The organism is Pantoea sp. 1B4 (assembly GCF_016925765.1).
In the GTDB taxonomy this organism is placed as follows: Bacteria; Pseudomonadota; Gammaproteobacteria; order Enterobacterales; family Enterobacteriaceae; genus Pantoea; species Pantoea agglomerans.
Map to the genome: position 1 here is coordinate 3,551,148 of NZ_JAEUWZ010000001.1, position 26,307 is coordinate 3,577,454.

Here is a 26,307-nt window from a genome sequence, read left to right on the forward strand (position 1 = left end):
TTCACCCGTTGTTTTCCTCTGCACTTTTCTGATAAAAGATGTGGCCCGCAGGCCACATCCGATCATCTTCGCAGATAAGACCAGTATTTTGCTGCGAAATGACACGAAACGGATATAATGCCCGGCTTTATTGCTCGTCGGGTCTTCTTTTTCATTCTCAAAGGTGACAAATGAAGATTCGCAAGGTATTTTACGCGATGCCTCAATGATTGCGGGAGATGGCAGCACGATGGCGCATAAATTACATATTCTGCTTTTAAACGGGCCCAACCTGAACCTGTTGGGAACGCGTGAACCTGAGAAGTATGGTCATACCACGCTGCGTCAGATCGTTGACGATTTGACACGTCAGGCAGACCAGTTGAATGTGGAATTGAGCCACCTGCAAACCAATGCTGAATTTCAGCTGATTGATCGCATTCATGAGGCCAAAGGCAATGTGGATTACATCATTATTAATCCTGCCGCGTTTACCCATACCAGTGTCGCACTACGTGATGCCCTGCTGGCGGTAGAAATACCGTTTATCGAGGTTCATCTCTCCAACGTGCATGCCCGCGAGCCCTTCCGCCATCACTCCTATCTTTCTGATGTCTCTGCTGGCGTGATCTGTGGGCTTGGCGCTGACGGCTACACATGGGCTTTACAAACGGCAGTAAAACGCCTGTCTCAAACTAATTAATCAAACTGAGTACGGAACCCCACTCATGGATATTCGTAAAATTAAAAAAACTGATCGAACTGGTTGAAGAGTCTGGCATTTCAGAGCTGGAAATTTCTGAAGGTGAAGAGTCCGTTCGCATCAGCCGTGCACCTGCAAACGTGGGTTACCCGATGATGCAGCAGACTTACGCTGCGCCGGTTCAACAGCCTGCTCTGGCAACAGCTGTTGCTCCTGTTGCAGCGGTTGCCGAAGCGGCACCGGCTGAAATCAGCGGTCACATCGTGCGTTCACCAATGGTAGGGACCTTCTACCGTACGCCGAGCCCGGATGCGAAAGCCTTTGTGGAAGTCGGCCAGAAAGTGAATGCCGGCGATACCTTGTGCATCGTCGAAGCCATGAAAATGATGAACCAGATCGAAGCTGACAAATCAGGTGTAGTGAAAGCTATCCTGGTTGAAAGCGGTCAGCCGGTCGAATTTGACGAGCCACTGGTTATCATCGAGTAACGGGGCAGATCATGCTGGATAAAATTGTTATTGCTAACCGTGGTGAGATTGCGCTGCGCATTCTGCGTGCCTGTAAAGAACTGGGCATCAAGACTGTTGCGGTACACTCAAGCGCGGATCGTGACCTGAAGCACGTGCTGCTGGCTGACGAAACCGTCTGCATCGGCCCGGCGCAGTCAGTTAAAAGTTACCTCAACATCCCGGCGCTGATCTCTGCTGCAGAGATCACCGGCGCGGTGGCGATTCACCCTGGCTACGGCTTCCTCTCTGAGAATGCCGATTTTGCTGAGCAGGTTGAGCGCTCCGGCTTTATCTTTATCGGTCCGAAAGCAGACACCATTCGCCTGATGGGCGACAAAGTCTCTGCGATTAATGCCATGAAGAAAGCAGGCGTCCCAACCGTACCCGGTTCTGACGGTTCGCTGACCGATGATATGGAAAAAAACCGTGCCTTTGCGAAGCGCATCGGTTATCCGGTCATCATCAAAGCCTCTGGCGGCGGCGGCGGTCGTGGTATGCGCGTTGTGCGCAGCGACAAAGATCTGGAACAATCCATCAACATGACGAAAGCGGAAGCCAAAGCGGCTTTCAGCAACGACATGGTTTACATGGAGAAGTATCTGGAGAATCCGCGCCACATCGAGATTCAGGTTCTGGCTGACGGCCAGGGCAACGCGATCTATCTGGGCGAACGTGACTGCTCTATGCAGCGTCGTCACCAGAAAGTGGTTGAAGAAGCGCCAGGCCCAGGTATTACTGAAGAACAGCGCAGCTTTATCGGCAATCGTTGTGCCAAAGCCTGTATTGAGATTGGCTATCGTGGCGCAGGTACCTTCGAGTTTCTTTACGAAAACGGTGAGTTCTACTTCATTGAGATGAACACCCGTATTCAGGTGGAACATCCGGTGACCGAGATGATCACCGGTGTGGATCTGATCAAAGAGCAGCTGCGCATTGCTGCGGGTCAGCCACTGTCGATCAAACAGGACGAAGTGGTTATTCGCGGACATGCGGTCGAGTGCCGTATTAACGCTGAAGATCCGGTCACCTTCCTGCCAAGTCCGGGTAAAATCACCCGCTTCCATGCGCCAGGCGGTTTTGGCGTGCGCTGGGAGTCGCATATTTACTCAGGCTACACCGTACCGCCGTATTACGACTCCATGATCGGTAAGCTGATCACCTATGGCGAAACGCGCGACGTGGCTATCGCCCGCATGAAGAATGCGCTGGCGGAACTGATCATCGACGGTATCAAAACCAACGTTGAACTGCAGATGAAAATCATGTCCGACGAAAACTTCCAGCACGGTGGAACCAATATCCACTATCTGGAGAAAAAACTCGGCTTGCACGAGAAGTAAACGCAACGCTGAGTCAGTCAGAGGCCGGTTAATCCGGCCTTTTTCTTTGCCGCTGGCGTTAAGGTTGAATCATGGATGCTCGTTTTATACAGGCACATAAAGAGGCGCGCTGGTCGCTCTACCTCACCCTGCTCTGGCTCGCTGCCTGGGGGCTTTCTGCCTGGCTGGGTGGCAGTGAAATTGGTATCACCGGCCTGCCGCGCTGGTTTGAACTCTCCTGCCTGTTTGCTCCCCTGTTGTTCATATTCCTGTGCTGGATGATGGTGCGGTTAATTTTCCGCGACATGCCGCTGGAGGACACAAATGAACAGTGAAATTATCCTGCCGTTACTGATTTATCTGGTGCTGATTGCCGCGCTGTCGGTGTTTGCCGTGCGCAAAAGGCGCGAGGGTAGCTTCCTCACTGAATATTTCCTTGGCAGCCGCTCCATGGGCGGATTTGTGCTGGCGATGACGCTCACCACCACCTATATCAGCGCCAGCTCGTTTATTGGTGGTCCCGGTGCCGCCTACAAATATGGGCTGGGATGGGTATTGCTGGCGATGGTGCAGGTGCCCGCCGTCTGGCTCTCGCTTGGTGTGCTGGGGAAAAAGTTTGCCATCCTGGCGCGTAAGCATAATGCGGTGACGCTGAATGACATGCTCTACGCCCGCTATCAGAGCCCGCTGCTGATCTGGCTGGCGAGTCTGAGCCTGCTGGTTGCCTTTATCGGTGCCATGACGGTGCAGTTTATTGGCGGCGCGCGGCTACTCGAAACCGCCGCAGGCATCCCGTATGACACGGGTCTGCTGATTTTTGGCGGCACTATTGCGCTCTACACCGCTTTTGGCGGGTTCCGTGCCAGCGTTCTCAATGACGCCATGCAGGGAATCGTGATGCTGATTGGCACATTTCTGCTGCTGTTCGCGGTGATTCATCAGGCTGGCGGCCTGAGCACGGCCGTGCAGAAACTACATGACATTGATCCCGCTCTGCTGTCGCCGCAGGGACCGGGTGAGATTATAACGCCGACCTTCCTCAGTTCATTTGTCGTGCTGGTCTGCTTTGGGGTGATTGGCTTGCCGCATACTGCGGTGCGCTGCATCTCTTATAAAGACAGCAAGGCAGTCCATCGGGCCATTATTCTGGGTACCATTGTGGTGGTGATCCTGATGCTGGGAATGCATCTGGCCGGAGCGCTGGGCCGGGCGATACTGCCGAATCTGACCGTGCCGGATAGTGTTATACCCACCCTGATGATCACTGTGCTGCCACCGTTAGCTGCCGGACTGTTTCTGGCAGCCCCCATGGCCGCCATTATGTCGACCATTAATGCCCAGCTGTTACAGGCTTCGGCCACGCTGATCAAAGATCTCTATCTGCGTGTCGCCCCGCAGCAGATGGAAAATGAGACGCGGCTGCGGCTGTTATCTGGCACCATTACGTTCGCACTGGGTCTCCTGCTGCTGATTGCGGCCTGGAATCCACCCGATATGATTATCTGGCTCAACCTGCTGGCCTTTGGCGGCCTTGAGGCGGTTTTCCTCTGGCCGCTGGTACTGGGTCTCTACTGGGAACGCGCTAATGCCGCAGGCGCCATCACCGGCATGGTGGTGGGTGGAGGCTGCTACGCTTTTCTGGCGAGCCTGAACCTGCAGATTCTGGGTTTTCATCCCATTGTGCCCTCACTGCTTTTAAGCCTGCTGGCATTTTTAGTGGGCAACCTGTTTGGACGCGCGCCGCAAACGGTCGACGCGCCGCAACATTGACGGAAAGAGAGACGTTATGCCGTGGATTCAAATCAAAATTAATAGCTCAGGTGAACACGCGGAAACGCTGAGCGATGCGCTGATGGACATCGGTGCGGTTTCAGTGACCTTTCAGGATACCAACGACACGCCGGTGTATGAGCCGCTGCCAGGTGAAACCCGCCTGTGGGGCGATACCGATGTTATCGGCCTGTTCGATGCAGAAACTGATATGGCCGCGATTACCGCCGAACTGGCGCAGCATCCGTTGCTGGGCGCCGGTTTTCGTCACCGGATCGAGCAGATCGAAGATAAAGACTGGGAGCGCGAATGGATGGAAAACTTCCATCCGATGCGCTTCGGTGAGCGGCTCTGGATCTGTCCGAGCTGGCGTGATGTGCCGGATCCCGATGCCGTCAACGTGATGCTCGATCCCGGCCTGGCGTTTGGGACCGGCACGCATCCGACCACCTCACTCTGCCTTACCTGGCTTGACGGGCTTGATCTGGTGGGCAAAACGGTGATCGATTTCGGCTGTGGTTCGGGGATCCTGGCGATCGCCGCACTGAAGCTGGGCGCGGCTCAGGCGATCGGGATTGATATCGATCCGCAGGCTATTCAGGCCAGCCGGGATAATGCTGAGCGCAACGGCGTCTCTGATCGCCTGTCGCTCTATCTTCCCCACCAGCAACCCGAAAATCTGCAGGCTGATGTGGTGGTGGCCAATATCCTGGCCGGCCCGCTACGTGAACTGGCCCCGCTGATCAGCGTTCTGCCGAAGTCTGGCGGTTATCTGGGCCTCTCGGGCGTGTTAGAGAGCCAGGCAGAGAGCGTCTGCGAAGCGTATGTCAGCGAGTTCACGCTCGACCCGGTTGCGGTTAAAGAGGAGTGGTGCCGGATTACCGGGATTAAATCCTGAATATAGCGCCTGTCTGCCCCCCTCTGATATCGCGCTGCCCGTAACAAAGTGCCTTAACAGAACATTCAGCCAGCCCGTAGCGTAAGTTGCGGGCTTTCCCGATTTGAAATGGATGCTTGTATCGTTAATCACGGCATGTGACGTTTTTTATCTGGCGAATTGACGTACTTTTCTGGAAAAACTTTTGCTCACAATTTCAGCATAAATTGTTAAGTCATTGATATTTAAGCTTAATAAATATGCGCATCGATCATGACCCGGATTTCATTGATCTTTCTTGCTGATTGTTCAAAGTTTGGCCTTTCATCTTCCTGCAAAAATGCGTAATATACGCCGCCTTGCAGACACAGTATGGCCATTCTGACTTCATGCGTATTGGAAACCTCCAGCTGAGAAATCGACTGATTGCAGCACCGATGGCCGGTATTACCGACAGGCCGTTCAGGGCGCTGTGTCACGAAATGGGTGCAGGCATGGCAGTTTCTGAGATGTTGTCTTCAAACCCGGAAGTCTGGGCTAGCGACAAATCTCGATTACGTATGGTTCACAGCGATGAGCCAGGCATTCGCGCCGTGCAAATTGCCGGTTGCGATCCCAGTGAAATGGCGCAAGCTGCACGCATTAATGTTGAGGCTGGTGCACAGGTCATCGACATTAATATGGGATGCCCTGCCAAGAAGGTTAACCGCAAAATGGCGGGTTCAGCCTTGCTGCAATATCCCACCGTGGTGGAGTCAATTCTCTCCGCAGTGGTTAATGCAGTGAATGTGCCGGTTACGCTGAAAATTCGTACTGGCTGGGATCCTGAAAACAGGAACTGTGTCGCGATTGCCCAATTGGCTGAACGCTGCGGTATACAGGCTCTGACGATACATGGTCGCACTCGTGCCTGCCTGTTCAACGGAGAAGCTGAATATGACAGCATTCGGACAGTTAAGCAGAGTGTCTCCATTCCGATTATCGCGAATGGAGACATAACTGACCCGCATAAAGCCAGAGCGGTGCTCGACTATACAGGGGCCGATGCTCTGATGATAGGACGTGCTGCTCAGGGAAGACCGTGGATCTTCCGGGAAATCCAGCATTATCTGGACACTGGGGAGTTGCTTGCCCCGCTGCCGATGGCAGAGGTCAAGCGCTTGCTTGTTTCGCATATACGTGAGCTGCACGACTTTTACGGTTCAGGCAAGGGATACCGTATAGCGCGAAAGCACGTCTCCTGGTACCTGCAGGAGCACGCCCCGAATGACCAGTTTCGGCGCACATTCAACGCCATTGAGGATGCCAGCGAACAGCTGGAGGCGTTGGAGGCATACTTCGAAAATCTTGCGTAACGAAATAAAGAGCTGAAAGAACTATGTTCGAACAACGCGTAAATTCTGACGTACTGACCGTTTCAACCGTTAACTCACAGGATCAGGTAACTCAAAAACCTTTGCGTGATTCGGTTAAACAGGCACTGAAGAACTATTTTGCTCAACTGAATGGTCAGGATGTGAGCGACCTGTATGAGCTGGTTTTGGCTGAAGTCGAGCAGCCTCTGTTGGACATGGTGATGCAGTATACCCGTGGCAATCAGACCCGTGCTGCCCTGATGATGGGTATCAACCGCGGTACGCTGCGTAAGAAATTGAAAAAATACGGCATGAACTGATTTTTAGTTCTGTCTGTAAATCACGCCAGCCTTCGGGCTGGCGTTTTTATTTGTGCGTCGACGCACAAAGCCACGGTAATGATAGTGAAACAGTTTCCGGTAATATGGTAACTGTAGTTGCAATCGCTGGCGTGATATTTCACCCTCTCGCTTTCGCCCGCTGTGATTTGACTTAGTGCCTGCCTGACCCTCACCTCGCTTCACATCCCCGCCACTGCTGGGTATGTGACTTTCTGCGCATTAAAAAGCAACGCAATCTCTTCATACATTTCTGCCTGAGTGAATGCTCACACTGCTCCCACATAGTGAAACTATTTGCACTAAATGTGATCGGGTCGACTCGCATTGCTTCCTTTTGGTGCGCCATATTAGCGGAACTTTCTAAGTGCTTCCGATTATTAACCGTTCTTTCATACGAATTCAGGAACCTGCAAACCTGGCATCAGCTTTGCAGAGTCGTGGATGGCTGACCGCCACAGACAGTAAAAACGCACACTAAAGTGCGCAAACATAACAACATGATCCCGCCACACAGGATGCTTTATGAAAAAGATGATGCTCTCTACGCTGATCGCTGCTGCCTCGCTGGTTGCCGTTGCTCAGCAAGCACACGCAGGCACCACACTGGATGCGATAAAGAAAAAAGGGTTTGTTCAATGTGGTATCAGTGACGGCTTGCCGGGCTTCTCCTATGCAGATGCTGGCGGCAAGTTTACCGGTATCGATGTGGATGTGTGTCGTGCGACGGCTGCCGCTGTGTTTGGTGATGCGACCAAAGTGAAATATACCCCGCTGACCGCGAAAGAGCGTTTTACCGCCCTGCAGTCCGGCGAGGTGGATGTGCTTTCACGTAATACCACATGGACCTCATCGCGCGATGGCGGCATGGGCTTCCTGTTTGCGGGCGTGAACTATTACGACGGTATCGGCTTCCTGACTCACCAGAAGGCCGGCCTGAAAAGTGCGAAAGAGCTGGATGGTGCCACCGTCTGTATTCAGGCGGGAACCGACACCGAGCTGAACGTAGCGGACTTCTTTAAAGCCAACAAAATGCAATATACGCCTGTAACCTTCGACCGCTCTGATGAATCGGCTAAAGCGCTGGATAGCGGACGTTGCGATACGCTGGCGTCTGACCAGTCTCAGCTTTACGCATTACGCATTAAGCTGGGCAAACCGGACGAATTTATTGTTCTGCCCGAAGTGATCTCCAAAGAGCCGCTGGGGCCGTTGGTACGTCGTGGTGATGATGACTGGTTCACCATCGTGAAGTGGTCGCTCTACGCCATGCTGAATGCGGAGGAGATGGGCATCTCCTCGAAGAACGTTGATCAGATGACGGCCAAGCCAACCACACCAGACATGGCACACTTCCTGGGCGCAGAAGGTGATTTTGGTAAGGATCTGAAGCTGGATAACAAGTGGGCCTACAACATCGTCAAGCAGGTGGGTAACTATCAGGAAAGCTTTGACCGTAACGTCGGTAAAGACAGCGCACTGAAGATTGCACGTGGTCAGAATGCGTTGTGGAACCAGGGCGGTATTCAGTACGCACCACCGGTACGTTAACAGACCTCACTAATCGGGCACCCTATTCTGTGGTGCCCTACCCCAGCTTTCGTTACTGAGGTTTCAACATGTCACAACGCCCAACCGTGAAAAGGGATATTTCATTTGGTAATCCCACGGTTCGCGCCTGGATTTATCAGTTCATCGCCGTCGTCGCGGTGCTTGGTGTGGTGGGTTATCTGGTGCATAACACCATTATTAACCTTGCCAACCGCGGTATTACATCGGGGTTTGGATTTCTTGAGCGCACTGCCGGTTTCGGCATCGTTCAGCATCTGATTGAGTACACTGAGGGAGATACCTACGCGCGCGTGTTTCTGGTCGGATTAACCAACACGCTGCTGGTCTCTGCACTCTGTATTGTTTTCGCTTCGGTTCTCGGATTCGCGGTCGGTCTTGCCCGCCTTTCTGACAACTGGCTGCTGCGGAAACTCTCGAATATCTATATCGAAACCTTCCGTAATATCCCACCCCTGCTGCAAATCTTCTTCTGGTACTTTGCAGTCTTACGCAATCTGCCGGGGCCACGTCAGGCGCTGAATGCTTTTGATCTGGCGTATGTCAGTAATCGCGGACTCTACGTTCCGTGGCCGACCTATGCAGCAGGCAGCTGGCCATTTGTTATTGCACTGCTTCTGGCCGCGGCTGTGAGCTATGGCCTGTACCGCTTTAACCGTAAACATCAGCTGAAAACCGGTCAGTTACGTCGCACATGGCCCGCTGCCGTTGTGATGCTGATTCTCTTTCCTTTGCTTGCACACATTGGGTTTGGCCCAGCCACGCACTGGGATGTGCCACAACTGCGCGGTTTCAATTTCCGTGGCGGCTCGGTGATGATACCGGAGCTGGCAGCCCTGACGCTGGCACTGTCGATTTATACGTCGTCGTTTATTGCTGAAGTGATCCGCTCCGGGATCCAGTCGGTACCCTATGGTCAGCATGAAGCAGCGCGGTCGCTGGGGCTGCCTAATCCGGTTACGCTGCGCCAGGTGATTATTCCTCAGGCCATGCGCGTCATTATTCCGCCACTGACCAGCCAGTATCTGAACATCGTGAAGAACTCCTCACTCGCCGCCGCTATCGGTTATCCCGATATGGTGTCGCTGTTCGCCGGATCGGTACTTAATCAGACCGGTCAGGCCATTGAGACGATTGCTATCACGATGGGCGTTTACCTGATTATCAGCCTGCTGATATCAATGCTTATGAACTTCTACAACCGCAAAATTGCGCTGGTTGAGCGTTAAGAGAACGGGATAACTATGTCTGTGACTACGCATGAAACGCCCCCCCGTCCCGACGACTCTGGTCAGTCGCGCCTGGTTTTGGGCTCGTAAAAACCTGTTTTCCAGCTGGTTTAATACGCTACTGACGCTGTTTTGCATCTGGGTTATCTGGCACGTCATTCCGCCCGCGCTGAACTGGCTGGTCTTTCAGGCAAACTGGATCGGCACCACGCGCGCCGATTGCACCAAAGAGGGTGCCTGTTGGGTCTTTATCCATGCTCGTTTCGGCCAGTTCATGTATGGGCTTTACCCGCATGAATTGCGCTGGCGTATTAACCTGGCGCTGGTGATCGGCCTGTTGTCGATTGTGCCGATGTTCCTGAAGAGCCTGCCGTATCGTGGACGCTACATTGCTGCCTGGGCTGTCATCTATCCGGTGATTGTCTGGTTTCTGCTGTATGGCGGCTATCTGGGGCTGGAACGTGTCGAAACACGTCAATGGGGCGGATTAACGCTGACGCTGATTATTGCGTCAGTGGGTATTGCCGGTGCGCTGCCGCTGGGTATTTTGCTGGCGCTGGGCCGTCGCTCACGCATGCCGGTCGTGCGCACGCTGTCGATTATCTTTATTGAGTTCTGGCGCGGCGTGCCGCTGATTACCGTGCTATTTATGTCATCCGTGATGCTGCCGCTGTTTATGTCTGAAGGCACTAACATCGACAAGCTGGTGCGCGCGCTGGTCGGGGTCATTCTGTTCCAGTCCGCCTATGTGGCAGAGGTGGTTCGCGGTGGCCTGCAGGCACTGCCGAAAGGTCAGTACGAAGCAGCCGAATCTCTGGCGCTGGGCTACTGGAAGACGCAGATGCTGGTTATTCTGCCCCAGGCGCTGAAGCTCACTATTCCCGGCCTGGTCAATACCATCATCGCACTGTTTAAAGATACCAGCCTGGTCATCATCATTGGTCTTTTCGATCTGTTCAGCAGCGTCCAGCAGGCAACGGTCGATCCGACCTGGCTGGGGATGTCGACCGAAGGTTATGTCTTTGCTGCACTGGTCTATTGGATCTTCTGTTTTAGCATGTCGCGCTACAGCCAGTATCTGGAAAAGCGCTTTCACACCGGGCGTACATCGCACTGAGGTTTTACATGACTGACTCTATGACACACTCTTCCGACGCGTTGATGATCTCGCTTGAGAACGTGAATAAATGGTACGGGCAATTCCATGTACTGAAAGACATCAACCTGCAGGTTAAACCCCGTGAACGCATCGTACTGTGCGGACCTTCCGGCTCCGGCAAATCGACGACGATCCGCTGTATCAACCATCTGGAAGAGCATCAGCAGGGCCGCATTGTTGTTGACGGTATCCATCTTAATGATGACGTTCGTAACATTGAGCGCGTGCGCACCGAAGTCGGTATGGTCTTCCAGCACTTCAATCTCTTTCCGCATCTGACCGTACTGCAAAACTGCACGCTGGCACCTTCCTGGGTAAGAAAGATTCCAAAGAAGGAAGCTGATGAGCTGGCCATGCACTATCTGCAACGCGTGCGTATTGCCGAGCATGCACATAAGTTTCCGGGCCAGCTCTCTGGCGGACAGCAGCAGCGTGTCGCCATCGCCCGCTCACTCTGTATGAAGCCCAAAATTATGCTGTTTGATGAGCCCACGTCAGCGCTGGACCCTGAGATGGTTAAAGAGGTGCTGGATACGATGATTGGTCTGGCGGAGGATGGGATGACTATGCTGTGCGTCACCCATGAGATGGGCTTTGCCCGAACGGTGGCTGACCGGGTGATCTTTATGGATCGGGGAGAGATCGTCGAAGTCGCGCCACCGCAGGAGTTTTTTGCGAATCCAAAATCGGAGCGTACCCGGGCGTTTCTATCGCAGGTTATTCACTGATCAGACGTTCAGTTATCTCACTACCCGGCCTGGTGCCGGGTTTTTTATGGACTGAACAGCCGCTTTAATATGCTTACTGACCTGTTGCTGTTATGAATAAACAGACAGATACGCTGTGAAGAGGGAGTTTTATCGCGGTTTGCCACAACGAAAAAAGCCCTTCGCATACGCAAAGGGCTCTCTCTTATTTGATGCCTGGCAGTTCCCTACTCTCGCATGGGGAGACCCCACACTACCATCGGCGCTACGGCGTTTCACTTCTGAGTTCGGCATGGGGTCAGGTGGGACCACCGCGCTACAGCCGCCAGGCAAATTCTTTTATTTACCGAACTCGTGTCTTAACTGGTGCTGATACCCAGAGTCGAACTGGGGACCTCACCCTTACCAAGGGTGCGCTCTACCAACTGAGCCATATCAGCACACTAAATTTGATGCCTGGCAGTTCCCTACTCTCGCATGGGGAGACCCCACACTACCATCGGCGCTACGGCGTTTCACTTCTGAGTTCGGCATGGGGTCAGGTGGGACCACCGCGCTAAAGCCGCCAGGCAAATTCTTTGTGCTCTGTCCTGTGTCTTTTGTGCTGATGCTGCGTTGGCCGCCCTCGCGCTACTCCGTCACATACTTCAGTATGCTCCTTCGTATCGCTCGGTTGCCGCCTTGCCTCAGCGCAAAATCCTTCGGACTTCAGTCCGCAGGACACAACTGTATCCGGTTAACAAGCTGAAAATCGTGTCTCTCAAAAACGCCTCTGGCGTTGTAAGGTTAAGCCTCACGGGTCATTAGTACCGGTTAGCTCAACGCATCGCTGCGCTTACACACCCGGCCTATCAACGTCGTAGTCTTCAACGTCCCTTCAGGACTCTCAAGGAGTCAGGGAGAACTCATCTCGGGGCAAGTTTCGTGCTTAGATGCTTTCAGCACTTATCTTTTCCGCACTTAGCTACCGGGCAATGCCATTGGCATGACAACCCGAACACCAGTGGTGCGTTCACTCCGGTCCTCTCGTACTAGGAGCAACCCCCCCTCAATTCTCCAGCGCCCACGGCAGATAGGGACCGAACTGTCTCACGACGTTCTAAACCCAGCTCGCGTACCACTTTAAACGGCGAACAGCCGTACCCTTGGGACCTACTTCAGCCCCAGGATGTGATGAGCCGACATCGAGGTGCCAAACACCGCCGTCGATATGAACTCTTGGGCGGTATCAGCCTGTTATCCCCGGAGTACCTTTTATCCGTTGAGCGATGGCCCTTCCATTCAGAACCACCGGATCACTATGACCTGCTTTCGCACCTGCTCGAGCCGTCACTCTCGCAGTCAAGCCAGCTTATGCCATTGCACTAACCTCACGATGTCCGACCGTGATTAGCTGACCTTCGTGCTCCTCCGTTACTCTTTAGGAGGAGACCGCCCCAGTCAAACTACCCACCAGACACTGTCCGCAGCCCGGATTACGGGCCTACGTTAGAACATCAAACATTAAAGGGTGGTATTTCAAGGTTGGCTCCACGCAGACTGGCGTCCGCGCTTCAAAGCCTCCCACCTATCCTACACATCAAGGCTCAATGTTCAGTGTCAAGCTGTAGTAAAGGTTCACGGGGTCTTTCCGTCTTGCCGCGGGTACACTGCATCTTCACAGCGAGTTCAATTTCACTGAGTCTCGGGTGGAGACAGCCTGGCCATCATTACGCCATTCGTGCAGGTCGGAACTTACCCGACAAGGAATTTCGCTACCTTAGGACCGTTATAGTTACGGCCGCCGTTTACCGGGGCTTCGATCAAGAGCTTCTCCTTACGGATAACCCCATCAATTAACCTTCCGGCACCGGGCAGGCGTCACACCGTATACGTCCACTTTCGTGTTTGCACAGTGCTGTGTTTTTAATAAACAGTTGCAGCCAGCTGGTATCTTCGACTGGCTTCGGCTCGGGGAGCAGGTCCCTCCACCTACGCGCCAGCGTGCCTTCTCCCGAAGTTACGGCACCATTTTGCCTAGTTCCTTCACCCGAGTTCTCTCAAGCGCCTTGGTATTCTCTACCTGACCACCTGTGTCGGTTTGGGGTACGATTCTGTGTTACCTGATGCTTAGAGGCTTTTCCTGGAAGCTGGGCATTTATCACTTCAGCACCGTAGTGCCTCGTCGTCACGCCTCAGCGTTAACAAGCGTCCGGATTTACCTGGACACTCCGCCTACACGCTTAAACCGGGACAACCGTCGCCCGGCTGATATAGCCTTCTCCGTCCCCCCCTTCGCAGTAACACCGAGTACAGGAATATTAACCTGTTTCCCATCGACTACGCCTTTCGGCCTCGCCTTAGGGGTCGACTCACCCTGCTCCGATTAACGTTGAACAGGAACCCTTGGTCTTCCGGCGAGCGGGCTTTTCACCCGCTTTATCGTTACTTATGTCAGCATTCGCACTTCTGATACCTCCAGCATGCCTCACAGCACACCTTCGACGGCTTACAGAACGCTCCCCCTACCCAACAACGCCTAAGCGTCGCTGCCGCAGCTTCGGTGCATGGTTTAGCCCCGTTACATCTTCCGCGCAGGCCGACTCGACCAGTGAGCTATTACGCTTTCTTTAAATGATGGCTGCTTCTAAGCCAACATCCTGGCTGTCTGTGCCTTCCCACATCGTTTCCCACTTAACCATGACTTTGGGACCTTAGCTGGCGGTCTGGGTTGTTTCCCTCTTCACGACGGACGTTAGCACCCGCCGTGTGTCTCCCGTGATAACATTCTTCGGTATTCGCAGTTTGCATCGGGTTGGTAAGCCGGGATGGCCCCCCTAGCCGAAACAGTGCTCTACCCCCGAAGATGAGTTCACGAGGCGCTACCTAAATAGCTTTCGGGGAGAACCAGCTATCTCCCGGTTTGATTGGCCTTTCACCCCCAGCCACAGGTCATCCGCTAATTTTTCAACATTAGTCGGTTCGGTCCTCCAGTTAGTGTTACCCAACCTTCAACCTGCCCATGGCTAGATCACCGGGTTTCGGGTCTATACCCTGCAACTTAACGCCCAGTTAAGACTCGGTTTCCCTGCGGCTCCCCCTATACGGTTAACCTTGCTACAGAATATAAGTCGCTGACCCATTATACAAAAGGTACGCAGTCACCCCCCATAAAGAAGGCTCCCACTGCTTGTACGTACACGGTTTCAGGTTCTGTTTCACTCCCCTCGCCGGGGTTCTTTTCGCCTTTCCCTCACGGTACTGGTTCACTATCGGTCAGTCAGGAGTATTTAGCCTTGGAGGATGGTCCCCCCCATATTCAGACAGGATACCACGTGTCCCGCCTTACTCATCGAGCTCACAGCATGTGTGCTTTTGTGTACGGGAGTATCACCCTGTACCCTGCGACTTTCCAGACGCTTCCACTAACACACAAACTGATTCAGGCTCTGGGCTGCTCCCCGTTCGCTCGCCGCTACTGGGGGGAATCTCGGTTGATTTCTTTTCCTCGGGGTACTTAGATGTTTCAGTTCCCCCCGGTTCGCCTTGCAGCACTATGTATTCATGCTGCAATGATGCACAGAGTGCACCGGGTTTCCCCATTCGGACATCGACGGCTGTAGCGGTTCATATCACCTTACCGTCGCTTTACGCAGATTAGCACGTCCTTCATCGCCTCTGACTGCCTGGGCATCCACCGTGTACGCTTAGTCGCTTAACCTCACAACCCACAGGCGTTTTACAACGCTGCGAATTGCAAGCATTTGAGAGACTCGAACGCATCGCTTTGCCATTCCTTATTACGGAGGAATGACGCGCTGCGTCGTTTCAATTTTCAGCTTGTTCCGGATTGTTAAAGAGCAAATATCTCAAACGCGGCCCGGCTGCTTACGCAACCAAATCGGTTTTGAGATACTGTATGGAGACACCTTTCACCTGTCACCAAGCAGGTGGCGTCCCCTAGGGGATTCGAACCCCTGTTGCCGCCGTGAAAGGGCGGAGTCCTAACCGCTAGACGAAGGGGACACAAAAGTGTCACGACTTCGCAGCCGTCCTGCTCATTACTTTTTATCAGACAATCTGTGTGGACACTGCGCGGGAAGGTATCTTCAGGTAAGGAGGTGATCCAACCGCAGGTTCCCCTACGGTTACCTTGTTACGACTTCACCCCAGTCATGAATCACAAAGTGGTAAGCGCCCTCCCGAAGGTTAAGCTACCTACTTCTTTTGCAACCCACTCCCATGGTGTGACGGGCGGTGTGTACAAGGCCCGGGAACGTATTCACCGTGGCATTCTGATCCACGATTACTAGCGATTCCGACTTCACGGAGTCGAGTTGCAGACTCCGATCCGGACTACGACGCACTTTGTGAGGTCCGCTTGCTCTCGCGAGGTCGCTTCTCTTTGTATGCGCCATTGTAGCACGTGTGTAGCCCTACTCGTAAGGGCCATGATGACTTGACGTCATCCCCACCTTCCTCCGGTTTATCACCGGCAGTCTCCTTTGAGTTCCCGACCGAATCGCTGGCAACAAAGGATAAGGGTTGCGCTCGTTGCGGGACTTAACCCAACATTTCACAACACGAGCTGACGACAGCCATGCAGCACCTGTCTCACGGTTCCCGAAGGCACTAAGGCATCTCTGCCAAATTCCGTGGATGTCAAGAGTAGGTAAGGTTCTTCGCGTTGCATCGAATTAAACCACATGCTCCACCGCTTGTGCGGGCCCCCGTCAATTCATTTGAGTTTTAACCTTGCGGCCGTACTCCCCAGGCGGTCGACTTAACGCGTTAGCTCCGGAAGCCACTCCTCAAGGGAACAACCTCCAAGTCGACATCGTTTACGGCGTGGACTACCAGGGTATCTAATCCTGTTTGCTCCCCACGCTTTCGCACCTGAGCGTCAGTCTTTGTCCAGGGGGGCCGCCTTCGCCACCGGTATTCCTCCAGATCTCTACGCATTTCACCGCTACACCTGGAATTCTACCCCCCCTCTACAAGACTCAAGCCTGCCAGTTTCAAATGCAGTTCCCAGGTTAAGCCCGGGGATTTCACATCTGACTTAACAGACCGCCTGCGTGCGCTTTACGCCCAGTAATTCCGATTAACGCTTGCACCCTCCGTATTACCGCGGCTGCTGGCACGGAGTTAGCCGGTGCTTCTTCTGCGGGTAACGTCAATCGACAGGGTTATTAACCCCGTCGCCTTCCTCCCCGCTGAAAGTACTTTACAACCCGAAGGCCTTCTTCATACACGCGGCATGGCTGCATCAGGCTTGCGCCCATTGTGCAATATTCCCCACTGCTGCCTCCCGTAGGAGTCTGGACCGTGTCTCAGTTCCAGTGTGGCTGGTCATCCTCTCAGACCAGCTAGGGATCGTCGCCTAGGTGGGCCATTACCCCGCCTACTAGCTAATCCCATCTGGGTTCATCCGATAGTGAGAGGCCCGAAGGTCCCCCTCTTTGGTCTTGCGACGTTATGCGGTATTAGCCACCGTTTCCAGTGGTTATCCCCCTCTATCGGGCAGATCCCCAGACATTACTCACCCGTCCGCCACTCGTCACCCAAGGAGCAAGCTCCTCTGTGCTACCGTCCGACTTGCATGTGTTAGGCCTGCCGCCAGCGTTCAATCTGAGCCATGATCAAACTCTTCAATTTAAGTTTGATTTGCTTAAACAAGTTAAGCGGTGCTCATCTGTAAAACGTCATAATGAATTTCATTATGTGTTCACTCGTGAGGCTTGATATTTTTTTACGTCCGGAGACGCTGATATCAATCCTGCGAGTGCCCACACAGATTGTCTGATAAATTGTTAAAGAGCAGTGCGAACAGTGCGTTAGCGTCCTGTCGCGAGGTGGCGTATATTACGCTTTCCTCCTGCAGAGTCAACCTCTTTCTCAGAAGTTTTTCTCCGGCGGCGCAGTCTCCTGTGCCTCTCAACCCGCTTCCCGTTGCCGGTGTTCCGTGTCGATGGAGGCGCATTATAGGGATCCCGCTTCAGAGCACAACCCTTTTTTTGGATCTTTTATCTGAACGGTTATAAATGATCCAGATTGATGAGATCGCCAGCGATCCAGGCCAGAATTGGCTTGTCAGCTGCCTGAAATCGCATCAGGCTGCATTGAAAACAGAACAAAGGAGAACATGATGGCTTCCGCCCTACGTCCATATAAAGACCTTTTCCCGCAAACTGGCCAGCGCGTTATGGTCGATCCAAGCAGTGTTGTGGTCGGTGATGTCATAATGGAGGACGACGTGAGCATCTGGCCGCTGGTTGCGATCAGGGGTGATGTGAATCAGGTCCGCATTGGTGCCCGTACTAATGTACAGGACGGCAGCGTTCTGCACGTTACGCATAAATCAGCGTCTAACCCGCAAGGCTTCCCTCTTATTATTGGCGAGGATGTCACGGTCGGGCATAAAGCGATGTTACACGGCTGTACCATTGGCGATCGCGTGCTGGTCGGAATGGGATCGATTCTGCTTGATGGCGTAATAGTAGAAGAAGAGGTGATGATTGGTGCCGGAAGTCTGGTGCCGCCAGGTAAAAGACTGGAGAGCGGCTATCTCTATCTGGGTAGTCCGGTCAGGCAGATCAGGCCGCTGAATGACAATGAGAAGGAAGGTTTACGCTATTCCGCTAATAACTATGTCGCCTGGAAAGAGGATTACCTGGCGGGAGATAACCAGATCCAGCCCTGAGCATCAATATTATCCTGACGGATAGCCGCTTCAGCCTCATCTTCCAGATCCCAGCGATGGTGCTGAAACAGCGCCATCGCCTCCCCTTCACCAAAACGTGAAGCCAGCGACTTCCTGCTGATTGCACAGGTCAGCCGCATGCCGTTGACCAGCACCGGGAAACAGACCGCGTTCAGTTCAGCATTATAGGTTTCATCATCAGGAAACTGTATCGCCTGATTCATGGCTGCATGGCCTGTTTAAGCTGGGTAATCACCGGCGCGATTTCCGGCATCACACCGTGCCACAGATAGAAGGCATGAGCAGCCTGCCCCACCAGCATGCCCAAACCATCTGCCAGATGAGCCGTGCCCTGCGCCTGACACCAGCGAAGGAAAGGCGTCAGCCCGATTTGATAAAACATGTCATAACAGCGCACATCAGCATGAATGACTGCTGCAGGTAAAGGAGGGGTTTCGCCATTCACACCGCTTGATGTCGCATTAATGATCAGATCAAAGTGCTGATCTGTCAGCTGCTCAAAACCACATGCGCGGATAGTGCCGCTCGCTGCAAACAGGCCAGCCAGCTCTTCCGCCCGCGCGGCGGTACGGTTAACAACAGTGAGTGTCACGCCTGCTGAGAGAAGCGGCAGAATGACCCCACGTGCAGCACCACCCGCCCCCACCAGCAATACCTTGTCACCAGCGTTGATCATCTTCAGCCGTTCAAGATCGCTTAACAGCCCGATACCATCCGTGTTGTCACCCAGGATCTGCCCATCGCTGAGTTTTTTCACCGTGTTTACCGCGCCGGACAGGGCTGCACGTTCGCTGAGCTGATCGGCAAATTCCCATGCCTGCTGTTTAAAAGGTAACGTCACGTTGGCGCCACGGCCTCCCTGTTCGAAAAAGGCAGAGAGCGCCTGAGGAAAACCATCTATCGGGGCACAAATCCGACCATAGCGATGTTCAATGCCCGTCTGTTCAGCGAAAGCCTGATGGATCAGCGGAGATTTACTGTGGTTGATCGGATTACCGAAAACGGCGAATTGATCCATGAATTAGCCCTGACGTATAAGTTCGCCGCTGATGACATCGCGGATTTCAGAGGGATTGAGCCGCCCACCCGTTTTTCCCGACAGAACCGGGAACTGCTCACCAAACTGCTGCTTCACTTCTTCAGCCGTTCGGCAGGGAGGCAGGCCTGACAGATTTGCGCTGGTTGAGACCAGCGGTTTACCAAATGCGCGGCAAAGGGCCTGCACATCAGGATGGTCACTGACGCGAATGGCCAGTGAATCAAACTGTCCGGTAAGCCAGCGAGGCGTTTGTGGCGGAACGGGTACGACAAAGGTCACCGGGCCGGGCCAGCATGCAAACATCCGCTCACGCTGTATCACAGACAGTTCCCGAGCGGAGATGTAAGGTTCCAGCTGGGTGTAATCAGCCGCAATCAGGATAAGCCCCTTTTCTACCGGACGCTGTTTCAGCGCCAGTAAAGCCATGACGGCAGATTCACTGTCAGGGTCACAGCCCAGACCAAATACGGCTTCAGTAGGATAGGCGATGACCGCCTGTCGATTCAGCTGCTCTAAGCAGGTTTCAAGTGAATCGGCGAGGTGTTGATTTTCCATGGTCTATGAATTCTCTTCAGCAATGGCTTTGCCACAACTTTTACTGGCGCAAAAGCGTTTGATCCCTTGGGCCGTCTTTTTTTCAACTAATAGCGGATACTGGCAATAAGGACAGATTCCGGCAACGGGTGTCAGATTCACAACAAACTGGCAGGCTGGATAGCGGTCGCAGGAGTGAAACGTTTTGCCGTAACGGGAGCGCCGCTGAACTAACCGGCCTTCATGGCACTGTGGACAGGCCAGCGAGGTTTCATCCGGTTTGTCGATGGTTTCGGTGTATCCGCATTCCGGATAGAGGCTACAGCCAATGAACATGCCAAATCGCCCCTGCCGCAACACTTTATCCGCACCGCATTCGGGACAGGCGTGGCCTTCCAGCACTTTGACCACATGACCATCGGCCTGACCCTTTAAGGGTCGAATGTAGTCGCATGCCGGGTAGTTCGCGCAGCCCAGAAAAGGACCGTGTTTACCGGAGCGGATAACCAGTTCTGCCCCGCAAGCGGGGCAGGGATCCTGTTTACGCACGGTGAAGAGTGCAGCTTTACTCATATCGATCAATGCATGAAAGGAAATTTAATGCAGCATACCTTCATTGGCGTCGAATAGCAGTTCTTCCATCTGCTGATAGGCATTTTCACATCCGGGAATGTTGAACAACACCATCAGTACCACCCATTTGAGATCCTCCAGGTCAAACTCAGAGGTATCCAGCGCCATAATGCGTTCGATGACCATTTCACGCGTTTCCAGGTTCAGCACCTGAATCTGCTCCAGGAACAGCAGGAAACCACGGCTGTCAGCATCTAAACGTTTGCTCTCTTCATCGGTATAAATACGCATGGAGAGCGGATCATTTGTCAGTAAAATTGGCGCAACCAGTCCTTCCTGATAGTCAGCCAATCTTTCTAACCAGTTCAGCGCACTGTAAATATCTTCACGATGGAACCCGGCATCCGTCAGGTCGTCTGTCAATCTGTCCTGATCAACACCCATTTCTGCTTCGTTGTGGATATATGTCTCAAACAAATACATCAGTACGTCGAACATGGCATGCCCTCCTCAATCGGACATAGCCGCCGGGTACAGCTGCGATCCATCCTGCTAACTCCAGTTCCAGCAACTGAGCTGAGATAACTGGCACAGATTGGCCGGCACGTTCAGCGACAACGTCAACAGGTGTAACATCATCACCTACGTTAGCCAACACATCAGCAAATGGCAATGGAGCATCGTCACTCACCTCAGAATAAATTTCACCGGCCGGTGTCATCGGCAGCCAGTTAAGTGCACTAGCCAGATCTTCCACGATGTTATGGGGATGGGCCACCAGCAGCGCCCCCTGCTGAATCAGCCAGTTTACGCCTTCGCTTAACGGGTTACCGAGCGCGCCAGGTAAGGCATAGACATTACGATTTTGCTCCAGCCCATACCGCGCCGTTACCAGGGAACCACTCTTCAGCGAGGCTTCTACCACCAGCACCCCATGGCTCAGGCCGCTGATAATACGATTACGGCGCGGAAAATTAAGCGGATGCGGCAGGGTCGTCAGCGGAAACTCAGAAACTACCGCACCACCCTGTTCAACGATCTCTGCGGCAAGATGGGCATGATTGCTGGGATAGAGCCGCTGCAAACCACTACCTAACACGGCCACCGTTTTACCGCCTACGTTGAGTGCTGCCTGATGCGCAACACCATCAATACCCCTTGCCAGTCCGCTGGTAATGGTCAGACCGCTGAGGCTTAAGTGCTGGGTAAACCAGTCGCACCAGTAGCGGCCATAGTGTGAACAGTTTCGGCTGCCCACCACCGCTAACTGTGGTGTGCTGATAAGCGCAGGATCGCCATCAATATAGAGCAGCGGCGGAAAGCGGTTGGTTTCTTTAAGACGGGCAGGATAGGCCGCGTCCAGAGCAGTCACCAGATGGTGAGCCGGACTCTGAGCCAGCCAGGAATAGACTTCTGTAAGATTATTTTCATTAAAATCATCATATTGCTGGCACTGGCTCTCATCTAAGCCAAGCCGGATAAGCTGCTCCCTGTCTGTCTGTCCGGCACCTATTTGCTGCGCCACATCAACCCAGCGTTTCCCTGTCATTCCAGTGACGGCGGCCAGCCGTACAGACTGCGCTATTTTGTCCATCTTCAGCTCCCTGATCGCCCTTGCTTCCTGCCGCAGAATGCTGTCAATCAGGCCTCGAAAAGTCTACAATATAAGGTAGTAATCTTTTCTTAACCGAATACAGATCTGGATATTTATGTCAGTTTTGCAGGTATTACATTTCCCTGACGAGCGTCTTCGCAAAGTTGCTGCGCCCGTTAAAGAAGTTAACGCAGACATTCAGCGTATCGTTGATGATATGTTCGAGACGATGTATGCCGAAGAAGGTATCGGTCTTGCGGCCACGCAGGTCGATATTCATCAGCGCATTATCGTGATTGACGTCTCTGAAAGTCGTGAAGAGCGTTTAGTGCTGATTAACCCTGAGCTGCTGGAAAAAAGCGGTGAAACCGGCATTGAAGAGGGCTGCCTCTCTATTCCGGAACAGCGCGCATTTGTTCCGCGTGCCGAGCGGGTAAAGGTCCGTGCACTGGATCGCGAGGGTAAAAGTTTCGAACTGGAAGCCAGCGAGTTACTGGCCATCTGTATCCAGCATGAGATCGATCATCTGGAAGGCAAACTGTTTATCGATTATCTGTCGCCTTTAAAGCGGCAACGGATCAAAAATAAATTAGAGAAACTGGCGCGTCAGAACGCGCAGGCTTCCTGAGATCTTAATAAGGGATAAACGTGTCTGCCCCGCTAAAAATCATCTTTGCCGGCACACCTGACTTTGCAGCGCGTCATCTTGACGCGCTGCTTGCTTCTGAACATCAGGTTATCGGCGTATTCACCCAACCCGACCGTCCTGCTGGTCGGGGTAACAAATTAACGCCAGGCCCGGTCAAAACGCTGGCGATGGCACATGACATTCCGGTTTATCAGCCTAAGTCACTGCGACCTGAAGAAAATCAGCAACTGGTTGCTGACCTCAAGGCCGATGTGATGGTAGTTGTAGCCTACGGATTAATTCTGCCCAAGGCCGTGCTTGATATGCCACGTCTGGGGTGCATCAATGTCCATGGCTCACTGCTGCCACGCTGGCGCGGAGCTGCGCCTATTCAACGTGCGCTCTGGGCTGGCGACAGCGAAACCGGCGTGACCATCATGCAGATGGACGTGGGACTGGATACCGGCGATATGCTGCATAAGCTGGCCTGTCCGATTACTGCCCAGGATACCAGTGCCACGCTGTATGACAAGCTGGCACAGCTTGGCCCACAGGGGCTGCTGGATACGCTGACATTACTGACCACTCAGCAGGCTTCACCTGAAAAACAGGATGAAACGCTGGCCAACTATGCTGAGAAACTCAGTAAAGAGGAAGCACGTCTTGACTGGACACTCTCTGCAGAACAGCTTGAGCGTTGTATTCGCGCTTTTAACCCGTGGCCGATGAGCTTTTTCACCATTGAAGATCAGCCGGTTAAAGTCTGGCAGGCAAGCGTTCTGCCCCACTGCGATCGTGCGCCTGGTGAAATTATCCATGCTGACAAGCATGGCATCCAGGTGGCAACGGCTCAGGGCGTACTGAACCTGCTCCAGTTGCAGCCCGCCGGTAAAAAACCGATGTCGGCTCAGGATCTTCTCAACTCGCGCCGGGAATGGTTTGAACCTGGAACCCTTCTGGACTGACTCTCAGGCCCGGTCCCTCACCGGGCCTTTTGTTTGATGACAAAACCCTATGACTAAATCTATCAACCTGCGTAGCCTCTCGGCTCAACTTATTGAGCGTGTGGTCGACAAGGGCGAATCCCTGAATACGGCACTGCCAGCCGCCCAGAAAAAGCTCTCTGACAAAGATAGCGCATTAGTGCAGGAGATCTGTTTTGGCGTATTGCGCACATTACCGCAGCTGGAAGCGCTGATTGGCAAACTGATGGAGCGTCCACTTACCGGCAAACAGCGGGTTCTGCACTATCTGATCATGGTCGGGCTTTATCAGCTGGAATATACCCGTGTGCCTGCCCATGCCGCACTGGCAGAAACCGTCGCGGGCGCCGAAGTACTGAAGCGCACCAGTATGAAAGGCTTATTAAATGGCGTATTACGCCAGTTTCAGCGTCAGCGGGAAGAGCTGCTCGCCACTGTTCAGGATGGCCCGCAACGCTATCTGCATCCCGGATGGCTGCTAAAGCGTTTACAGCATGCCTGGCCGGAACAATGGCAACAGATTGTCGAAGCAAATAATCTGCGTCCGCCGATGTGGCTGCGGGTTAATCGCCAGCACCACGATCGTGACACGTGGCTGGCAATGCTGGCCGAAAGCGGCAGGAATGCACAGCCTGCTGTCAATGTGCCGGATGCGCTGCGGCTTGACGCCCCTGCCCCGGTCAGCCAGCTACCAGGCTTTGATCAGGGTTGGGTTACCGTGCAGGATTTATCTGCTCAGCGCTGTGCCTTGCTGCTTGAGCCCCAAAACGGCGAACAGATACTGGATTTATGCGCTGCGCCCGGCGGTAAAACGACCCATATCCTTGAAATCGCGCCTCAGGCCGAAGTTATGGCCGTCGACGTGGATGCGCAGCGTCTTAAACGCGTAAATGAGAATCTGCAACGACTGGGTATGAAAGCAGACGTGAAACAGGGTGATGGACGAACGCCGCAACAGTGGTGCGGCGATCGTCAGTTTGACCGTATTCTGCTGGATGCGCCCTGCTCTGCTACCGGTGTGATCCGACGCCATCCCGATATTAAGTGGCTGCGTCGCGATCGGGATATCGCCGAGCTGGCAAAGCTTCAGGGTGAAATTCTTGATGCTATCTGGCCGCACCTGAAACCTGGCGGTACACTGATTTATGCCACCTGTTCCATCCTGCCTGAAGAGAATCATCAGCAGATAGATGCTTTCCTGCAGCGCCAGCATGATGCGCAGGCTGAGCCCCTCGGAGATGCGCCCGCGAACGGCTTACAGGTATTCCCGGAAGCCGAGGGCGGAGATGGTTTCTTCTACGCTAAGCTGATAAAAAAATCGGGTACAAACTGAAATGAGTATTGATAAGCGATGAAAATAATCATTCTGGGCGCAGGACAGGTTGGCGGAACCCTGGCAGAAAATCTGGTGGGTGAAAACAACGATATCACGGTGGTTGATACCGACTCTTCACGCCTGCGTCACCTGCAGGATAAGTTCGATCTTCGCGTCGTGCAGGGTCATGGTTCTCATCCACGCATTTTACGTGAGGCGGGTGCAGAAGATGCCGACATGCTGGTTGCCGTAACCAACTCCGATGAAACCAACATGATTGCCTGTCAGATTGCTTATTCGCTTTTCAATACGCCGAATCGCATCGCCCGTATTCGCGCAGCCGACTATCTGCGTGATGCGGACAAGTTATTTATTCCTGAAGCGGTGCCTATCGATCACCTGATCTCGCCTGAACAGCTGGTGATCGACAATATCTATCGTTTAATCCAGTACCCTGGCGCATTGCAGGTCGTTAACTTTGCTGAAGGCAAAGTCAGCCTCGCCGTGGTGAAAGCTTATTATGGCGGGCCACTGGTGGGAAATCCGCTGTCGATCATGCGTGAGCATATGCCACATATTGATACCCGCGTAGCCGCTATATTTCGTCAGGATCGCCCCATTCGCCCACAGGGTTCAACCATCGTAGAAGCGGGTGATGAAGTCTTTTTCATTGCAGCCAGTCAGAACATTCGTGCGGTAATGAGTGAAATGCAGCGGCTGGAGAAACCTTATAAACGGATTATGCTGGTAGGTGGCGGTAATATCGGTTTCGGTCTGGCACAAAAACTTGAGAAAAATTACAGCGTGAAGCTGATTGAACGTAACCCCCCAGCGCGCAGCAGAACTGGCAGAGCATCTTCACGACACAGTCGTCTTTTATGGCGATGCGTCAGATCAGGAACTTCTCGCTGAAGAACATGTTGATCAGGTTGATCTCTTTATCGCCGTCACCAATGATGATGAAGCCAATATTATGTCAGCCATGCTGGCAAAAAAGATGGGGGCGAAGAAGGTTATGGTGCTGATTCAGCGCCGCGCCTACGTCGATCTGGTACAAGGCAGCGTTATCGATATCGCTATTTCACCTCAGCAGGCCACGATTTCTGCCCTGCTTGGTCATGTGCGCAAAGCGGATATCGTGGGCGTTTCATCGCTACGACGCGGTATTGCAGAAGCGATCGAAGCGATAGCGCACGGAGACGAATCAACTTCACGCGTGGTCGGCCGCTCCATTGATGATATCAAACTACCGCCAGGCACCATTATTGGCGCAGTGGTTCGTGGAGACGATGTGATGATTGCCAATGATAACCTGCGAATTGAACAAGGTGATCATGTCATCATGTTCCTGACCGACAAGAAGTTTGTATCAGATGTGGAACGTCTCTTCCAGCCGAGTCCATTTTTCCTGTAAATGCCGCGTT

The 26,307-nt window shown here is 53.3% G+C and carries 22 protein-coding genes, 2 tRNA genes, 4 rRNA genes and 1 pseudogene; 17 read left to right on the forward strand and 12 right to left on the reverse strand.

What is annotated here, in order from left to right; translation table 11 throughout:
- The first annotated feature begins 229 nt into the window (after positions 1-229).
- From aroQ to JNO11_RS17055, 12 genes are all read left to right on the forward strand, one after another.
- Positions 230-682, forward strand: a complete 453-nt coding sequence (aroQ, locus tag JNO11_RS17000; RefSeq protein ID WP_010256011.1) for a type II 3-dehydroquinate dehydratase — start codon at positions 230-232, stop codon at positions 680-682.
- 29 nt (positions 683-711) lie between these two features.
- Positions 712-1,170: an acetyl-CoA carboxylase biotin carboxyl carrier protein gene (accB, locus tag JNO11_RS17005; protein ID WP_307515937.1), complete on the forward strand. Its 459-nt coding sequence runs from the start codon at positions 712-714 to the stop codon at positions 1,168-1,170.
- Between the two features lie 11 nt (positions 1,171-1,181).
- Positions 1,182-2,531, forward strand: a complete 1,350-nt coding sequence (gene accC / locus JNO11_RS17010; RefSeq protein ID WP_010256007.1) for an acetyl-CoA carboxylase biotin carboxylase subunit — start codon at positions 1,182-1,184, stop codon at positions 2,529-2,531.
- A gap of 71 nt (positions 2,532-2,602) precedes the next feature.
- Positions 2,603-2,845: a YhdT family protein gene (locus JNO11_RS17015; RefSeq protein WP_010256005.1), complete on the forward strand. Its 243-nt coding sequence runs from the start codon at positions 2,603-2,605 to the stop codon at positions 2,843-2,845.
- The gene (panF, locus tag JNO11_RS17020) at positions 2,835-4,280 is read left to right on the forward strand and encodes a sodium/pantothenate symporter (protein WP_010256003.1); all 1,446 of its coding nucleotides are present in this window, start codon (positions 2,835-2,837) and stop codon (positions 4,278-4,280) included. Before JNO11_RS17015 ends, panF begins: the two co-directional genes overlap by 11 nt.
- Before the next feature lie 16 nt (positions 4,281-4,296).
- Entirely contained in the window at positions 4,297-5,178 is an 882-nt protein-coding gene (prmA, locus tag JNO11_RS17025) for a 50S ribosomal protein L11 methyltransferase (protein ID WP_325177523.1), read from the forward strand.
- A 368-nt stretch (positions 5,179-5,546) separates the two neighbouring features.
- Positions 5,547-6,512 carry a tRNA dihydrouridine synthase DusB gene (gene dusB / locus JNO11_RS17030; RefSeq protein ID WP_008925814.1) on the forward strand — a complete coding sequence of 322 codons (966 nt, stop codon included), beginning with the start codon at positions 5,547-5,549 and terminating at the stop codon, positions 6,510-6,512.
- Between the two features lie 23 nt (positions 6,513-6,535).
- Positions 6,536-6,832 (forward strand): DNA-binding transcriptional regulator Fis, encoded by a 297-nt coding sequence (gene fis / locus JNO11_RS17035; protein ID WP_003855228.1) that lies wholly within the window; start codon positions 6,536-6,538, stop codon positions 6,830-6,832.
- 543 nt (positions 6,833-7,375) lie between these two features.
- On the forward strand, positions 7,376-8,401 hold the full coding sequence (locus tag JNO11_RS17040) for an amino acid ABC transporter substrate-binding protein (protein ID WP_010255984.1): 1,026 nt from the start codon (positions 7,376-7,378) through the stop codon (positions 8,399-8,401).
- A gap of 68 nt (positions 8,402-8,469) precedes the next feature.
- Entirely contained in the window at positions 8,470-9,648 is a 1,179-nt protein-coding gene (locus tag JNO11_RS17045; RefSeq protein ID WP_187494988.1) for an amino acid ABC transporter permease, read from the forward strand.
- Between the two features lie 31 nt (positions 9,649-9,679).
- The gene (locus JNO11_RS17050; protein WP_325177524.1) at positions 9,680-10,765 is read left to right on the forward strand and encodes an amino acid ABC transporter permease; all 1,086 of its coding nucleotides are present in this window, start codon (positions 9,680-9,682) and stop codon (positions 10,763-10,765) included.
- A gap of 8 nt (positions 10,766-10,773) precedes the next feature.
- A complete protein-coding gene (locus JNO11_RS17055; protein WP_010699823.1) occupies positions 10,774-11,535 on the forward strand; it encodes an amino acid ABC transporter ATP-binding protein in 762 nt (253 codons plus the stop codon).
- A 193-nt stretch (positions 11,536-11,728) separates the two neighbouring features.
- Here JNO11_RS17055 and rrf (JNO11_RS17060) read toward each other — a convergent pair.
- The 6 genes from rrf (JNO11_RS17060) to JNO11_RS17085 all read right to left on the reverse strand — a co-directional run bounded on the left by rrf (JNO11_RS17060) (position 11,729) and on the right by JNO11_RS17085 (position 17,151).
- Positions 11,729-11,844 (reverse strand): 5S ribosomal RNA (gene rrf / locus JNO11_RS17060).
- A gap of 34 nt (positions 11,845-11,878) precedes the next feature.
- Positions 11,879-11,954: transfer RNA gene (locus JNO11_RS17065), tRNA-Thr, on the reverse strand.
- Between the two features lie 14 nt (positions 11,955-11,968).
- Positions 11,969-12,084: ribosomal RNA gene (gene rrf / locus JNO11_RS17070) — 5S ribosomal RNA — on the reverse strand.
- A gap of 212 nt (positions 12,085-12,296) precedes the next feature.
- Positions 12,297-15,214: ribosomal RNA gene (locus tag JNO11_RS17075) — 23S ribosomal RNA — on the reverse strand.
- Positions 15,215-15,444: 230 nt separating this feature from the next.
- Positions 15,445-15,519 (reverse strand) — tRNA-Glu (locus tag JNO11_RS17080).
- Between the two features lie 88 nt (positions 15,520-15,607).
- Positions 15,608-17,151 (reverse strand): 16S ribosomal RNA (locus tag JNO11_RS17085).
- The 16S, 23S and 5S rRNA genes sit together here with 2 tRNA genes alongside, the layout of an rRNA operon.
- Before the next feature lie 490 nt (positions 17,152-17,641).
- Here JNO11_RS17085 and JNO11_RS17090 point away from each other — a divergent pair.
- Positions 17,642-18,196 carry a gamma carbonic anhydrase family protein gene (locus JNO11_RS17090; RefSeq protein WP_187507280.1) on the forward strand — a complete coding sequence of 185 codons (555 nt, stop codon included), beginning with the start codon at positions 17,642-17,644 and terminating at the stop codon, positions 18,194-18,196.
- Here the strand turns inward: JNO11_RS17090 and JNO11_RS17095 are convergent.
- The 6 genes from JNO11_RS17095 to dprA are packed head-to-tail and all read right to left on the reverse strand — an operon-like array spanning position 18,163 to position 21,957.
- Complete coding sequence (locus tag JNO11_RS17095) at positions 18,163-18,420, reverse strand: DUF1488 domain-containing protein (protein WP_010252729.1); 258 nt, start codon at positions 18,418-18,420, stop codon at positions 18,163-18,165. The two genes, JNO11_RS17090 and JNO11_RS17095, sit on opposite strands and share 34 nt — an antisense overlap.
- The gene (aroE, locus tag JNO11_RS17100) at positions 18,417-19,235 is read right to left on the reverse strand and encodes a shikimate dehydrogenase (RefSeq protein WP_325177525.1); all 819 of its coding nucleotides are present in this window, start codon (positions 19,233-19,235) and stop codon (positions 18,417-18,419) included. The genes JNO11_RS17095 and aroE overlap by 4 nt, the downstream gene beginning before the upstream one ends.
- A 3-nt stretch (positions 19,236-19,238) precedes the next feature.
- Positions 19,239-19,811 (reverse strand): L-threonylcarbamoyladenylate synthase type 1 TsaC, encoded by a 573-nt coding sequence (tsaC, locus tag JNO11_RS17105; RefSeq protein ID WP_010252735.1) that lies wholly within the window; start codon positions 19,809-19,811, stop codon positions 19,239-19,241.
- A gap of 3 nt (positions 19,812-19,814) precedes the next feature.
- Positions 19,815-20,363: a type I DNA topoisomerase gene (locus JNO11_RS17110; protein ID WP_010252738.1), complete on the reverse strand. Its 549-nt coding sequence runs from the start codon at positions 20,361-20,363 to the stop codon at positions 19,815-19,817.
- Positions 20,364-20,387: 24 nt separating this feature from the next.
- Positions 20,388-20,861 (reverse strand): DUF494 family protein Smg, encoded by a 474-nt coding sequence (smg, locus tag JNO11_RS17115; protein WP_010252741.1) that lies wholly within the window; start codon positions 20,859-20,861, stop codon positions 20,388-20,390.
- The gene (dprA, locus tag JNO11_RS17120) at positions 20,833-21,957 is read right to left on the reverse strand and encodes a DNA-protecting protein DprA (protein WP_325177526.1); all 1,125 of its coding nucleotides are present in this window, start codon (positions 21,955-21,957) and stop codon (positions 20,833-20,835) included. The genes smg and dprA overlap by 29 nt, the downstream gene beginning before the upstream one ends.
- Before the next feature lie 115 nt (positions 21,958-22,072).
- Here dprA and def point away from each other — a divergent pair, with 115 nt between their 5' ends.
- From def to trkA, 4 genes and pseudogenes are all read left to right on the forward strand, one after another.
- Positions 22,073-22,585 carry a peptide deformylase gene (gene def, locus JNO11_RS17125; protein ID WP_010252747.1) on the forward strand — a complete coding sequence of 171 codons (513 nt, stop codon included), beginning with the start codon at positions 22,073-22,075 and terminating at the stop codon, positions 22,583-22,585.
- Between the two features lie 20 nt (positions 22,586-22,605).
- The gene (gene fmt / locus JNO11_RS17130) at positions 22,606-23,550 is read left to right on the forward strand and encodes a methionyl-tRNA formyltransferase (protein ID WP_111535195.1); all 945 of its coding nucleotides are present in this window, start codon (positions 22,606-22,608) and stop codon (positions 23,548-23,550) included.
- Between the two features lie 49 nt (positions 23,551-23,599).
- Complete coding sequence (rsmB, locus tag JNO11_RS17135) at positions 23,600-24,901, forward strand: 16S rRNA (cytosine(967)-C(5))-methyltransferase RsmB (protein WP_311974839.1); 1,302 nt, start codon at positions 23,600-23,602, stop codon at positions 24,899-24,901.
- 18 nt (positions 24,902-24,919) lie between these two features.
- Positions 24,920-26,297 (forward strand): annotated as a pseudogene (trkA, locus tag JNO11_RS17140) (Trk system potassium transporter TrkA).
- Positions 26,298-26,307 lie beyond the last annotated feature (10 nt).